Raw genomic sequence first — 14,708 nt, 5'->3', positions numbered from 1 at the left:
TTAGTTATCTCATGATACCAGATGGAAACGAAACGATGCTCTCGACACCATCGGCGCCGACGGCCGCCACGCCAAAGAAAAAGTTATCGATCACGATGCCTTCCAGTTCAAATTCTGTCACATTGCCTACATATCTAGAATGGTCCCAAGTTGGACTCGTAGTATCTCGCCAGTACACCTTATAACCAGCTGCACCCTTGACGGCATCCCATTTCAATTTTGCATTGGCTTCAACAATACCGCCTATTTTGACATTTTGCGGTCGGGTAGGTGCCCAAGCCAATTGTGCTAGATTGATAGCATTAACAGCGGTAAGCTTTCTTGCATAAGGAAAATTCACGTGCTCTACGACGTCGCCATAGGCGATTCCATTTTCTGTCCTGATGTCTTGGTGTTGTTGTGTGTAGTTTTCATGAGCTTCCATAATGCGTATACCCGCAAAACCTAGATCATTAAAAGGTCTGTGATGACCACCACGGCCAAAACGGTCCAATCGATACACCATCATAGGTCGCATCTCTGGCATGTACGTTTGTACACTGTTGTGCAAATATCTGGCCAATTGTCTGGAAATTCCGTCAACCTCGCCGCCGTAGAACCTGCGAGCTCCACGCTGGCGATCTGTTTCGGTGGGATCAGTTGGCTCAGAGAAGATTCTAAACTCACGATTATCAATTACGCCATCAACGCCTTGTATGTTTCCTATCATATCATTATTCAAAAATCCTATGACATTCCAATTATTTTTTTCGGCATAGTTAGCTAGTCCTTTACCGCCAAAAAGCCCTTGTTCCTCACCGCTCAATCCTACGTAGACTATGGAATTTTTGAAGGTGCGTTTGCTCAGCACTCTTGCAGCCTCAATAGTTCCTGCCATACCGCTAGCATTATCATTAGCGCCAGGCGCATCAGTCGTGAAATCCATGGTGTCGCTGGCTCGTGAGTCAATGTCGCCGCTCATCATCACAAAATCATTAGGATTGGTCGTGCCGCGCTGTATGGCAATCACGTTCACCACATAAGCATCTTTAGGAATACGGCTACCCATATCTGTAGTCACAAAATCCTTCTGATAGAAAACCTCTAGACAACCACCACAGTCGGCACTGATTTTATCAAATTCTGCCTTGATCCAGCGACGTGCAGCACCAATACCACGAGTGTCTGAAACGGTGTCTGAAAACGTATTACGCGTTCCAAAACCAGCCAATTTGCGCACATCCTTCTCAATACGATCTGCACTTACCTCGTCGATGATATTGTAGAGATCCATCTGATGATCTGACGGCAGTTGTGAAAATGATAATAGCGGTAAAAGTAAAAAGAGTAAATAAGGTCGCATGAAGTAAAAATTTCCCTAAAGATATAAAGATGCTGCTATGAATTGAGGGCGTTAGAGCAAATTCTACGGTCACTTTGACTTAGTTTAGGATATTAAGTGTGATTTAAGCATACTCGAGATGCTGAAATAAATTCAGCATGACAGAATGAGCTTTCTTATCAGTTTGCGATACTGAGACCAGTAAGCATAAGAAAACTTACTTGGACTTGTCAAGCTGAATTTATTTCAACTTCTCACGCCTGTCACGTACTCTAGTGAGACTTGTGTAAGATCCATCAGCTAATCGCTTGCAGGATGATAATGACAGTTACGCTTTCGCGAAAGCGCAAACCTTAAAAACATTGTAGTAGAAAGGCAGCCGTATAGTCATCAATCAGATTCTGGCAAGGTGGCGTCAAACTCGCCAGCGATCATCTCGTCTTTACTGATCCAGTAGTCTGACGTGATCAATTGATAGGTGTCGTCGCCCAGATTTTCAAAATACCACGCTATGTGTTGCGCCTCGTCAAAATCTTCCTCGCCACTCAATTGCTTGCTGTACAGACGCTGAAAAATAGATCGTGCCTGTATACCATGACTCAACAATCGCAGCGCATCCGCCTCATCAAGCGTAGCAGCTTGCGGGTTTTTGGTAGCAGCCTTGAATTTGATCACGCTGGCTTTGGCGTGAGGAAAAGTGCCGTTAAAGGCTTTGTACAGAAATACGTTCACATCAAAGAGCCTGCTGTGAAACGAGATATCAGAGTAATGTTCTGCCACGTTTTCTTTGAGCATGTCGTTTGAAATCTGCTCATACTGGCCATCATTCAATTCATCTTTAAATTTGTAACGCAGTACGATCTCTGCAGCTTCTTGAGGTTCCATTTCTGACAGCGATAAGAACAACAATTCCTTTAAATCTTGATCATCTGCATCGCCTGTATCGCCAAATTCAATAAGCTCCAACAGATTCACATAATCATCATGCGACCATTTGTCCTTGATCTCATCAATACTGCTAAAGTCTAGAAGTTCTATGTGGTATTTCATTTGGTCATGCTTTGGATAGCTTCTTTTAAAGGTAAAAAAATAAAATCCCGATAGATCGGGATTTTATTTTTATTAATTCTTGCGATGTATATCCATTTGCGGAAATGGAATCTCAACACCAATAGCTTCTAGCGTTGGTTTGAAGTTCTTCTGTAAATAGAAGAAAACAGTCCAGTGATCTTCGGTTTTGGTATAAGGTCGTACTAGGATATTAATGCTGCTGTCAGCGTTAGTGACTACTTCAACAATAGGCGCAGGATCTTCCAGCGTGAGCGGATGATCTGTACACAATTTGCGCAGCGCATCTAGGGTAGCAGGAAGGTCTGCATCATAGCTTACGCCTATCTGGGTTTCTACACGCAAAATACCTTCTGTATCAAAATTGATGATGTTCCCATTGAGTAATGGACCATTAGGAATGATCGCTAGCTTTTTTGAGAACTGTAAAACCTTGGTCTGTAAAATGTCAATTTCCTTGACGGTTCCTGTAATGCCCTGAGCCTCAATCGTGTCGCCAACCTTGAATGGCTTAAACAATAATAACAGCACGCCGCCTGCAAAATTAGACAGCGAACCTTGCAGAGCTAAACCGATAGCAAGACCTGCAGCAGCAAGAACGGCAGCAAAACTACTGGTCTCGACTCCTAATGTGCCTACCACAGTCACCAATAATAATACCCATAAACCCCAACGTATGATGTTAAGCAAGAATTTGCGCAGCGTTTCTTCATACTCGCGCTTCTCCATGATTTTGCTCGTAATCCTTACCGCCTTAGCGATAAGCCAAGCGCCAATCATATAGATTAATAAAGCTTTTAAGACAGGTATACCGTATTCTAAAACTAGATTGACAACGGTTTCTGTATTGAAATTTTCCATGTTTGGTTTTGGTCTTTTAATTTTTTGCAAATGTATTGGTTACAGGCTGATTTCTCCTTAGGGAATTGTTAAGTGGTGTATCGGTAAAGCTCAGCAACTTTATACTGTTGTCTATTGTCAAGCTGAGTTTATTTCAGCTTCTTAAATTCTAACAAAGACATGGTGAGATGCAGAAGCTAGTTCAGCATGACATGATTACGGGAATAAAAAAATGCCTTGAATTTCTCCAAGGCATTCTCTCACTCACATTTTAGTTATTCTAGAATGGGTATTTATTCTCTTCTGTTACTTTATCTGCGATGATGTTTCTCAACTCGATTACGTTAGGTAAGTTAGCGTATTTTGCAAAACGTTTCAAGCCCATCAGCATCATGCGTTGCTCGTCGCCTTCTGCAAAACCTGCGATACCTTCTTCAGCTCTCGCCTGAATGATTTTTGCAGCTTTATATAGATACAACTGAGACATGGCGATTTGTTCTTTCTGAGATTCTTCGCCGTAACGGTTTGCATTTTTCTCAGTTCTCAAAATCGCACTTTCTGCCATGTAGATCTCAATCAAGATATCAGATGCAGCAAGTAGCAATTGTTGGTGCTTCTCTAGTTCTGTACCTAATTTTTGTACAGCGCTACCAGCCACCATCAAGAATACTTTTTTCAGCTTCTTGAGCATTTCTTTCTCTTCTGCAAATAGTTGAGAATAATCTGGTGTATCAAATGATGGGATCGAAGTCAATTCTTGACCTACAGCCATTGCTGGCTCTAGTAAGTTTACATGACCTTTCATAGCTTTCTTTACCAACATTCCAACGGCTAGCATACGATTGATCTCGTTAGTACCTTCATAGATACGTGAGATACGAGCATCTCTCCAGGCAGCTTCCATTGGTGCATCGGCACTAAAGCCCATACCACCGTAGATCTGAATTCCTTCATCACTACATTCCTGCATATCTTCAGAAACCGCAACTTTAAGAATAGAACACTCAATCGCAAATTCTTCTACACCTTTCAATTCCGCTTCCGCGAAAGTGGCACCTTCTTCCTGACGCTTATGGATTCTGTTTTCAATGTCTTTTGCTGCTCGATATGATGCACTTTCACCTACGTAAGCATTGGTTGCCATATCAGCAATCTTCTTGCGTATCGCACCAAACTTAGCAATCGGCGTATTGAACTGCTCACGATCATTAGCATACTGCGTTGCAAGCGAGATTACACGACGTTGTGCATCTAGACAGGCAGCAGCCAGCTTAATACGACCTACGTTCAAGGCATTCATCGCGATTTTAAAACCTTCACCTTGACCAGCAAGCATATTTTCTACTGGTACCATGGTATCGTTGAAAAATACCTGACGAGTAGAGGAAGAGTGTATACCAAGCTTGTGCTCTTCTTCACCCATAGAAATACCATTACTAGGATCATTTTCAACGATAAAACCAGTGATGTTTTTGTCTTCACCTAATCGTGCGAAAACCACAAATACATTACAGAAACCCGCATTTGAGATCCACATCTTTTGACCGTTGATCTTATAATGCTTACCATCTTCGGTAAGTTCTGCTTTTGTTTTACCAGAGTTGGCATCAGATCCAGCACCCGGCTCAGTCAAACAGTATGCTCCAAACCACTCACCAGTGGCAAGTTTAGGAACGTACTTTTTCTTTTGTTCTTCAGTTCCGTACAAGGTAATAGGCATGGTACCAATTCCTGTATGCGCACCAAACGCGGTTGCAATAGAACCTGTAGCGCCAGAAATGTAGTCACAAACTAGCATGGTTGAGACAAAGCCCATTCCTAGACCATCGTATTCTTCTGGTACGGCGATTCCTAGGAAGCCCATCTCACCGGCCTTGCGCATTACTTCTTCAGTGAGTGCATAGTCCTTCTTCTCAAAACGTTCTTTGTGCGGTACAATTTCCTTGTCGACAAACTCGGTTACCGACTCTTTCATCATTTTCTGCTCATCAGAGAAATCCTCTGGTGTGAACACATCTTCCGCAGCCGTTTCAGTTACAATGAACTGTCCACCGCGTATCATCTTTTTTTCTGCTGTTTCTGTTGCCATAATATGTTGTTGTTATTCCGCTTTCGCGAAAGCGTAATTAGTTTAAAAATTCAAATATTCCTGCAGCTCCTTGACCAGTACCAACGCACATGGTGACCATACAGTGCTTGCCTTGATTGCCACGTTTGCGCATCTCGTCAAAGATTTGCACCGATAATTTGGCGCCCGTACAACCTAGTGGATGGCCCAAGGCAATCGCACCACCGTTGACATTGACGACCTCTTTATTGAGATCTAATTCACGTACGACGGCTACTGATTGACTGGCAAATGCCTCGTTCAATTCAATAAGTGCCATATCTTCTTTCTTGAGACCAGCTTGTTTCAATGCTTTTGGGATCGCCTCGATAGGAGCGATACCCATGATGCGTGGCTCAACTGCGGCAACGGCGAAACTGACCATTTTTGCGATTGGCTTGATGCCCAGCTCATTGACCATTTCTTCACTCATGATAAGTGTGAATGCGGCACCATCACTAGTTTGCGAGCTATTACCAGCGGTAACGCTACCACCAGCTGCAAATACGGGACGCAGCTTAGACAGCGCCTCTACATTAGTTCCCTTACGTGGTCCTTCATCTTTGGTTACAGTATAAGTGCGTGTTTGTTTCTTGCCGTTTTCATCTAAATAAACTTCTTCTACCTCAATTGGTACGATTTGATCCTGAAAACGATCTTCTTCTTGAGCTTTGAGTGCTTTCATTTGCGATTCATACGCAAACTGATCTTGCTCTTCACGTGATACATTGTATTGATTAGCCACTTCTTCGGCTGTCAATCCCATTCCCCAATAGTAGTCTTCATGACCTTCTTTGGCGAGTTTGTAATCTGGTGTAGGCTTGTAACCACCCATAGGTACATAACTCATGCTCTCAACGCCACCAGCTACCACACATTCTGCCATACCAGATTGTATACGTGCCACACCAGCTGCGATGGCATCCAGTCCTGAGGCACACCATCTATTAATGGTTGTTCCGGGAACATCAACACGATCTAATGCTAATAACGAAATCTGACGCGCCATGTTCAACCCTTGTTCTGCTTCTGGCATTGCGTTACCTATGATCATGTCGTCTATGCGCCCTTTATCAAAATCAGGAACATCCTTCAACATTCCTTGAATGGTCTCGGCAGCTAGTTGATCAGGTCTTTTGAACCTAAAAACGCCTCTTCCAGATTTTCCTACCGCTGTTCTTTTTGCGGCTACTATATATGCTGTTTTGTTCATTGTCTTAGTTTCTTAGAGGTTTTCCTTTTTGCAACATGTGCTGCAAGCGTTCCAATGTTTTGCGCTCACCTGTTAGACTTAAGAAAGCTTCTCTTTCTAGATCTAGTAAGTATTGCTCTGACACTTCTTGTGCTTGACTCAAGTCACCACCAGCCATAACATATGCTAGCTTATTGGCAATCTTCTTATCATGCTCGCTGATGTATTTTCCAGCTTCCATAGCGTCTGTTCCTACCAAGAACATTCCGAGCGCCTGTTGACCTAACACCTTAATATTCCTATTCGGTGGCGGCTGAGTGTAGCCCATGTCTGCTAACATTCTAGCTTCAGCTTTTGCTGCTGCGATTTGATGCGCTGCGTTCACAACCACTTTGTCCTTACCGTGTTCTAATATTCCTAAATCGTATGCCTCGTGTGCACTTGTCGCAACTTTAGCCTGACCGATGGTCAAGAAATATTCTCTCAAACGATTCAATTCTACATCACCAGTTCCAAATCCTTTAGCGGCTCTCAAGGTCATTTCTTTAGAACCTCCACCACCAGGGATCAGTCCAACACCGAATTCAACAAGACCGATGTAAGTCTCTGCGTGTGCCACGACAGCATCTGCATGTAATGACATTTCACAACCACCACCTAACGTCATTTGTTGCGGTGCTACCACCGTTGGAATGCTGGAATAGCGCAATCTCATACAGGTATTCTGGAATTGAGCTACTGCCATATTGAGCTCGTCATATTCTTGCTCAACAGCCATCATAAATATCATACCAATGTTTGCACCAACAGAGAAGTTTGCACCTTGATTAGCAATTACTAATCCATCATAGCGTTCTTCTGCAAGATCAAGTGCTTTATTCACACCTGCTAGCACATCACCACCAATTGAGTTCATCTTAGAACGGAACTCACAGTTGATGATACCATCACCCAGATCTTGAATGGATACACCAGAATTGCTCCAGATTTCCTGAGACTTTCTAATGTTATCTAGTATGATCACGCTATCCTGACCTAGTTTCTTGACGTAATCCTTATCCGGAATAGAGTAGTAGTATGTCGCACCGTCTTTGACTGTGTAGAAAGAGTCAAAACCTTTTTCGAGCATTTCAGTAACCCATGAAGCTGGCTCTTTTCCTATTTCTTTAATGAGGTCCATACCTTTTTGAATGCCTATGGCATCCCAAATCTCAAATGGTCCGTTTTCCCATCCAAAACCTGCGCACATCGCATCATCAATACGGTATAACTCGTCTGATATTTCTGGGATTCTATGTTGGACATAAGCAAATAATGACGCAAAACTCTTGCGGTAAAACTCACCTGCTTTGTCTTTTCCTTTAATTAAGACTGGAAAACGATCTGGTACATGATCAATAGTTTTGGTCATTTCCAATGTCGCAAACTTGGCTCTAGGCTCCAAGGCGTATTCCATGGTATCTAGGTTGAGACCGTGAATTTCACTCTTACCATCTTTACCTTTTACTTTTTTGTAGAAACCTTGACCAGATTTACTTCCTAGCCACTTGTTTTGCATCATCGTGTCGATGAAAGTTGGCAATTTGAAGGTATCTCTATGCTCGTCTTCAGGCGCGTTTTCATATACACCATTAGCTACATGTACTAAGGTATCAAGACCGACAACATCAACCGTTCTGAATGTAGCCGACTTAGGTCTACCTATCACAGGTCCGGTTAATTTATCAACCTCAGAAACGGTAAGTCCCATTTCCTTAACGGTGTGAAATAGACTCTGGATAGAGAAAATACCAACGCGGTTACCAATAAATGCTGGAGTGTCCTTTGCAAGAACAGATGTCTTTCCCAAAAATTTCTCACCATAGTGCATCAAGAAATCGGTCACTTCCTGATCACAATCTGGACCTGGAACAACCTCAAATAACTTGAGGTAACGTGGTGGATTAAAGAAGTGTGTCACTGCAAAGTGCTTACGGAAATCCTCGCTGCGACCTTCATTCATAAACTGGATAGGAATTCCAGAGGTGTTTGACGTGATTAGTGTTCCTGGCTTGCGGTGCTTTTCAATCTGCTCAAAAACTGACTTTTTAATGTCAAGTCTTTCAACGACTACCTCAATGATCCAGTCGGTATTTTTGATTTTAGACAAATCGTCCTCAAGATTACCAGTTGAGATTCTGTTAGCAAATGACTTTTTATAAAGCGGCGCTGGATTACTTTTAATGGCGGCGGCAAGATTCTCATCAACCATGCGGTTGCGCACGACTTTGTCTTGTAGTGACAATCCTTTTGCTTTTTCCTTATCGTTAAGTTCTCTAGGAACGATGTCCAGTAGGAGCACCTCGCAACCTATGTTAGCAAAATGGCAAGCGATACCGCTACCCATAATACCAGAACCTATGACGGTTACGTGTTTGATTCTACGTTTTCCCATATTAGTTTTCTACTTGTACGTGTTTTTGTTTGTATATATTCTTAGAGTTGACCAGATCATGAATATGCTGTGCCACCTCCAGAAAGGTACTTAATTTTTCTGCTGAAATCTTTTCTTTAACCGCATTGTCAAAGGTTTTAACGACACTTTTAGAAAACTCGCGCATCTCCTTGCCATAGTCTGTTAGGTGTATTAAAACGCTGCGGCCATCTTCAGGATTTCTAGATCTCGTGATCAATCCTTTTTCTTCCATTCCTTTAAGCGTGCGCGATAGGGAAGTGGCTTCCATTCCCATTTTAGGTCCTAGCGCCGTACTAGGTGTACCATCTTCATGATCAATGCTTATGAGTGCAAAGCCAGTTGCCATGGTGCTGTTTTTTGTACCAGCTTGCTCGTTGTACATTTTGGCAACAGCCATCCATGTACTGCGCAACACATAATCTATCGTTTTATCTCTCATACGGTAATTCAAATATAACAAAAAGTATTATGCATGCATAGTAATTATGTTAAATTTACAACGTTTGCGTGATCTTGGAAAAGATGCAGGTAGCACACTTGTCAGGAAGAAAGTAAGAGGCAAATAGTTGTTTATTTACCACTTATTTGTTAGGCTATTTTGCTTTCGCGAAAGCGTAACTATCAAAAGTCTTTCTTACAGCAAATTATCTTTTGAGTGCGAAATGCGCTGAGAACTCGGTGCCATCAGTAAGTGTGGCTTTGAACCAATAATCTGTACTAGGTAGCGGTTCACCATCCAGCGTGCCATCCCAACCGCCTTCTCCAGGAATTAATTCCTTGAGAAGTTTACCATACCTATCAAATATATAGGTGGTCGCATCTGGTTCAAAGTTTGCCGAGACGCCATCAAGTTGCCATGTGTCGTTGAATCCATCAGCATTGGGCGTGAAAAATCTAGGGTAGCCTACAACGTTGAACGTTTCAAATGTTGATCCACAGCCATTGAGATCTGTCACCTCAAGTGTGTAGATTCCTGGTCTCAAATTTTCAAAAATGGTAGAACTTGTAAATACTTGATCCTCACTAATCCGGTAAGCATAATCACCACGTCCACTTGCAAATACGGTGGCACTTCCTGTGGCGCCGCCGTTAGCATTAATAATTTCAATGCGATCAATGGTTGCCGGTTCACTGATGATGACTGTTACCACGCGCTGCTGTGAACAGCCGTTGCTGTTAGTTGCAATAACCGTATAATCGCCACCTTCTCGTACATCAATGCTGTAGGTCGTCTCTCCAGTACTCCATTGATATTGTAGATCGTTTTGATCGACTTGTAAATCACCAGCATCAATGGTCACCGGTCGTATATCATTACCACAGTATTCCACATCTTCAGTCCTTTGAAGTTGTGGCAGTGGATTGACTATCAATGTCACCTCGCTTATTCCAAAGCAATTACCGTCAGGAGATTCTGCTCTAGCATAAATTACTTGTTGCTCAGGCATTGTGGTTTGATAATTATCTGGTAAGGCGTTAAATTCTGCGAGAGCATCATCTAGTGTTTCATAGTAATTAACGGTAACATCACTTGGAGCATTTACAAGAACATCATCATCAATATTCCTTAAATTGAAAAGGTATAAGCCATCTTCTAATCCATCATCGTCACAAACTTCAACTTGTGTATCCTGAGCATCACTGGCGCTTACTGATAATGTTACCGTTGAAGTGTTGGAACAACCAGTACTATTATCAGTCACACGGGCAATTATGCGTTGTGATGGAGCTATATTGTTGTATTCACGATCATCAAGCTCTGACCGGTCATTGTCTGCATCATTTTGGGTGAGAAAATAATCTACCGTCACATCTGTACGACCGTTTGCAATAGACTGATTAAAGCTCGAAAGGTTGAAGCTGGTGCGGTTGTCTGCTATGCCGTCTTCATCGCATTGAAAGGCATCAAAGTTGACGGCAACTGGGCGTTCCTGAACTATTAAATCAAATGTGGTACTTGTATCCACGCAGCTACCCTCGTTATTATTTGTGACTCTAACATAGATGGTCTGACTAAATGCTCTCGTATTTCTGTAAGAATCTGGCAGTGGATTAGTATTTGACTGTGCATTTGCTAACGAGTCAAAGAAATCTACTTGAAAGTCTGCAGGATCTTGATTAAGTAAAATATCATCACGCTGAGAGTCCAGATCGAAAGTCTCGATGCCATCAAAGTTATCATCACATGCTTCTAGATCATCTGCAGGATTTGCGACAGGTTGGGCAAATTGAGATAGCTGGAATGTTGTGGTGTCAAAGCAATCGGTATTATTTCTATTGTCCACACGTGCAACAATCTCTTGTGTTGGTAGATTTAATGTATAAGGACTGGTAATAACATTTGTTCCTGTATTGGCATCTGCTTGAGATAGGAAATACCTAATGCCAGTAGTCGCACGATCTTGTGATGCTAGAATCTCATTTGTGGTTTCTGTAAAATCAAAAATTACGCTACCATCATTGTCACTATCACATGCAATGAGATCAGTCGCTGGATTTGCCACAGGTACCTCGTATATTTCTATAGTTTTGTTATACGTACGTGTATTTCTATCTATTGTTAAGGTGAGTGTAACTTCATAAGTCCCAACGGCACCATAAACGTGAGTCGGTTCTAAATCATTGGAAGTAGTACCATCACCAAAATCCCATTCTACAAAGCTTGGTGTTTCATTAGTTTCAAATGAAAATTCAGTATCATCACCAAAACACAGGTTTTCCGCTTGAATTAAAGCAAAAAAGCTTTGTATAAATGGAGGTAATCCTTGACGCGATCTTCTTCCAGACAATGGAATAGCTTCATGATCATAGTCTGCAAACGTACCACCTAGATCAGGACTATTTATAACCCCTAAACTTGTTAAACCATTTGGGTAACTTTCTGACAGTGCGTAATAGATGCGACTGTCTATACCTAATTGCAGCGCACCGCGATAGCCGTTACCGTCATAAAGAGTGGTTACTAACTGTGGTGTGACGGTACTAACGTCAAATTGATAGAGAGTTGCTGTATGGTCATTTGGATCAACACTTCTCGGGTCGTTGAAGTCATTAGTTCCTGTCACATATAAAAACTCACTGCTAGGTGAGAATTCAACACCATATCCTTTATCGTTAGGAGCGGTAAGTGTCAATTCTCGTTCATTACTTATTGCACCTGTCTGATCATCAAAATCATAAATAAATGTGCCGCCAGTCATGTTTGCGCTGGCGAGCAATTCACCATCAGGTGAGAACTTGAGATAACCTCTTATATCGCCCACTTGGCTCGTGACAGTAAATTTATTGGGTGTTTCATTTACACCAATATTGGTTACTTCAAAACTATAGAAGGTATCAAAAACAGAGTCATTTTCATTATTTCCTGCATATCCTACGACAAAAATTTTGTCGCCGGATCTAGAGGTGATAGCGCTAATTTTTTCAGAGCATCGTCGTATTAAATTCGGTGGATTGCGAATAGAAGTCGTTACATCACCTAGACCACCTTCTAGAGTCATATCAACAATATAGTAATGTAGTCCTGAATCTTCACCTCCAGCTGCACGGGTATCTACCGTAAAAATGTAATAAATATCAGGATCTCCGGGTTTGGGTATAATTATAGCACTTTGTGTACTCGATGGGTCACCCTTAAGGCCAGCACCGCGAGGCATGATTCTATGATTACGGTTGTAGACGACGATACCATCTGTGTAAAAAAGCAAGTTACCATCACTATCAGATATAGTAGCACAGCCTTCATCAGTTTGCAGGCGGCCATCTGTAAGGGCAGTAACAGCGCCTGTATTAGGATCAAAATTCAATCCAGCCTCGTCACCAAAATACCAATTAGATGCCTCAAGCTGGGCAAGTCCAATTTGACTTCCTAAAACAACGACGACCACTGCAATCCAGAATTGTTTTATCATGCAGCAAATTTAATCGTTAGAACTTATAAATCTCTGCGCTTGAGCAATAGATATGACCAGTAAATGAACAAGAAACTCCATATAGTTACTGATAGAACGTCTAGCCATTCAATTTGGTATTCAAAGTTCAATCCTTCAATATTAGTCTGATTAATTGTCGAGTTGACAAGCTCTAATCTTGTAAACGGTTGCTTAATTAAATTAGACATAGCATTGAGAGGCAGTATGTGATCCAAGTAGTCACCTATGTTAAGCGTGTAGTATTTGTCTAGACCCATTGCGATTAGATTAAGAACGCTTTCAAAAATGAACCAAACAAATATTAAACCTAGTGCAAACGCACTGCGCTTTACCAATATACCAGCAAATAAACAAAAACAGAAAAACACTAGATGACTTACAAAAAACGCCAGCATGAAATGTAGATCGCTAAATATGATCCCAATCTCGTTGTAGTCGCTATAAATCAATCCTAGAATTAAAGACGCAAAAAAGACCACCACGGTCACAGCTACCGTAAGCGCGAGTGCTAGATAGAATTTTGAGAGTATCAATTCTTTCTTACTCAGTCCATCAATTAAATTTTGTTTTATAGTACGGTTACTGTATTCACTTGCCGTGAGTGATACGATCACAATAGCTATGAAAATTTTTAAGAAACTAGTGAAATAAGTACTTATGTGCCATACTAGTGGGAAATTGAAAATTCCCAAATCTGAAAAACTACCACTGAAACCATTGAACTCTAAGCGTATGATTCCAGTGAGCATCATTAACACGACGATACACAGGTAAATGATCGTTAATACCTTACTACTGCGGCTATTCCTGAATTTATGAAATTCTATATCTAATAATCTAATCATGATGCTTGTGGTTGGTTGTTGGTTAATTCAATGAATTGATCTTCAAGGCTCTGTTTTTTTAACAGCAACTTGTTGAGATAAATTCCTGCTTGTACAGCGTCTTTATTGACTTGCGCTGTGTCGATGTCGCTCAAAAGCATTACTTCAAACCCATCGACTAGTTCTTCTATACTTCCAGCGTACGATTGCTGGCTTATAAAATATTTCAAGCCACCACGATCTGACGCATCAATAAGGATGGTGCCGTGCGTGCTATTCATCTCGTCAACTGGCCCGCTGTACAGCATATTTCCTTGACGCAATACGATTACATGAGAACATACTTTTTCTACCTCGTCGAGTAGGTGTGAGGCAAGCAATATGGTGGTGCCATTACTCGAGATATGCTGTATCAAATCACGTATAGCACGTATTCCTTGTGGATCCAGCCCATTAGTAGGCTCATCAAGAATTAGTATTTCAGGATCATTGAGCAAGGCACTTGCAATGGCAAGACGCTGCTTCATACCTAACGAGTATGTTTTAAAGGGACTATGCTTTCGCGAAAGCAAACCCACCAACTCTAGTTTCTCATTAATTTTATCAGTGGTAATATTTTTAATCTTGCAAACAAGTTTGAGATTTTGCACCGCATCCATACTGGGATAAAAATTAGGGCGCTCGATGATCGCACCAATTCTCTTGAGCGCATCGTGATTACTCACGCCACCACCAAACCATTGATAATCACCACTAGTAGGATTCACGACATTAAGCACCATGCCCAGCGTGGTAGATTTACCACTACCATTAGGTCCTAATATGCCATAAACATGGCCTTTTTCAATGGTAAAGCTCACATCATCGACCGCTTTGAGAGCGCCGTAATGTTTGGAAAGATTGGTTATTTGCAGGATTTGTTCCACGGATAAAGTTTTTGTTGTATTATGTGACTGTTACAAATTAGAA

The 14,708-nt window shown here is 41.7% G+C and carries 10 protein-coding genes; all 10 read right to left on the bottom strand.

Going from position 1 to position 14,708, the window contains the following annotated elements:
* Nucleotides 1-4: 4 nt before the first annotated feature.
* Nucleotides 5-1,273 carry a M28 family peptidase gene (locus tag EJ995_RS10235; protein ID WP_394342069.1) on the bottom strand — a complete coding sequence of 423 codons (1,269 nt, stop codon included), beginning with the start codon at nt 1,271-1,273 and terminating at the stop codon, nt 5-7.
* A 438-nt stretch (nt 1,274-1,711) separates the two neighbouring features.
* Nucleotides 1,712-2,371, bottom strand: coding sequence for a hypothetical protein (locus EJ995_RS10230; RefSeq protein ID WP_126448200.1), 660 nt, complete (start codon nt 2,369-2,371; stop codon nt 1,712-1,714).
* Nucleotides 2,372-2,443: 72 nt separating this feature from the next.
* On the bottom strand, nt 2,444-3,250 hold the full coding sequence (locus tag EJ995_RS10225) for a mechanosensitive ion channel family protein (protein WP_126448198.1): 807 nt from the start codon (nt 3,248-3,250) through the stop codon (nt 2,444-2,446).
* A 259-nt stretch (nt 3,251-3,509) separates the two neighbouring features.
* Nucleotides 3,510-5,318, bottom strand: coding sequence for an acyl-CoA dehydrogenase family protein (locus EJ995_RS10220; protein ID WP_126448196.1), 1,809 nt, complete (start codon nt 5,316-5,318; stop codon nt 3,510-3,512).
* Between the two features lie 37 nt (nt 5,319-5,355).
* A complete protein-coding gene (locus tag EJ995_RS10215) occupies nt 5,356-6,549 on the bottom strand; it encodes an acetyl-CoA C-acyltransferase (RefSeq protein WP_126448194.1) in 1,194 nt (397 codons plus the stop codon).
* A gap of 4 nt (nt 6,550-6,553) precedes the next feature.
* The gene (locus EJ995_RS10210) at nt 6,554-8,962 is read right to left on the bottom strand and encodes a 3-hydroxyacyl-CoA dehydrogenase/enoyl-CoA hydratase family protein (RefSeq protein WP_126448192.1); all 2,409 of its coding nucleotides are present in this window, start codon (nt 8,960-8,962) and stop codon (nt 6,554-6,556) included.
* Nucleotide 8,963: 1 nt separating this feature from the next.
* On the bottom strand, nt 8,964-9,422 hold the full coding sequence (locus tag EJ995_RS10205; protein WP_126448190.1) for a MarR family winged helix-turn-helix transcriptional regulator: 459 nt from the start codon (nt 9,420-9,422) through the stop codon (nt 8,964-8,966).
* A 205-nt stretch (nt 9,423-9,627) separates the two neighbouring features.
* On the bottom strand, nt 9,628-12,894 hold the full coding sequence (locus tag EJ995_RS13335; protein WP_126448188.1) for a T9SS type B sorting domain-containing protein: 3,267 nt from the start codon (nt 12,892-12,894) through the stop codon (nt 9,628-9,630).
* 23 nt (nt 12,895-12,917) lie between these two features.
* Nucleotides 12,918-13,760 (bottom strand): ABC transporter permease, encoded by an 843-nt coding sequence (locus EJ995_RS10195; RefSeq protein ID WP_126448186.1) that lies wholly within the window; start codon nt 13,758-13,760, stop codon nt 12,918-12,920.
* A complete protein-coding gene (locus tag EJ995_RS10190; protein WP_126448184.1) occupies nt 13,757-14,665 on the bottom strand; it encodes an ABC transporter ATP-binding protein in 909 nt (302 codons plus the stop codon). Before EJ995_RS10190 ends, EJ995_RS10195 begins: the two co-directional genes overlap by 4 nt.
* Between the last annotated feature and the right edge of the window lie 43 nt (nt 14,666-14,708).

Origin of the sequence: Nonlabens ponticola, assembly GCF_003966335.1 — a bacterium.
GTDB lineage: Bacteria > Bacteroidota > Bacteroidia > Flavobacteriales > Flavobacteriaceae > Nonlabens > Nonlabens ponticola.
This window is presented reverse-complemented; position numbering and strand designations above follow the sequence as displayed.

Excerpts from the sequence above, each read along its gene's own strand:
- EJ995_RS10235 (WP_394342069.1), bottom strand. The coding sequence starts at position 1,273 with ATGGATCTCTACAATATCATCGACGAGGTAAGTGCAGATCGTATTGAG.
- EJ995_RS10230 (WP_126448200.1), bottom strand. The coding sequence starts at position 2,371 with ATGAAATACCACATAGAACTTCTAGACTTTAGCAGTATTGATGAGATC.
- EJ995_RS10225 (WP_126448198.1), bottom strand. The coding sequence starts at position 3,250 with ATGGAAAATTTCAATACAGAAACCGTTGTCAATCTAGTTTTAGAATAC.
- EJ995_RS10220 (WP_126448196.1), bottom strand. The coding sequence starts at position 5,318 with ATGGCAACAGAAACAGCAGAAAAAAAGATGATACGCGGTGGACAGTTC.
- EJ995_RS10215 (WP_126448194.1), bottom strand. The coding sequence starts at position 6,549 with ATGAACAAAACAGCATATATAGTAGCCGCAAAAAGAACAGCGGTAGGA.
- EJ995_RS10210 (WP_126448192.1), bottom strand. The coding sequence starts at position 8,962 with ATGGGAAAACGTAGAATCAAACACGTAACCGTCATAGGTTCTGGTATT.
- EJ995_RS10205 (WP_126448190.1), bottom strand. The coding sequence starts at position 9,422 with ATGAGAGATAAAACGATAGATTATGTGTTGCGCAGTACATGGATGGCT.
- EJ995_RS13335 (WP_126448188.1), bottom strand. The coding sequence starts at position 12,894 with ATGATAAAACAATTCTGGATTGCAGTGGTCGTCGTTGTTTTAGGAAGT.
- EJ995_RS10195 (WP_126448186.1), bottom strand. The coding sequence starts at position 13,760 with ATGATTAGATTATTAGATATAGAATTTCATAAATTCAGGAATAGCCGC.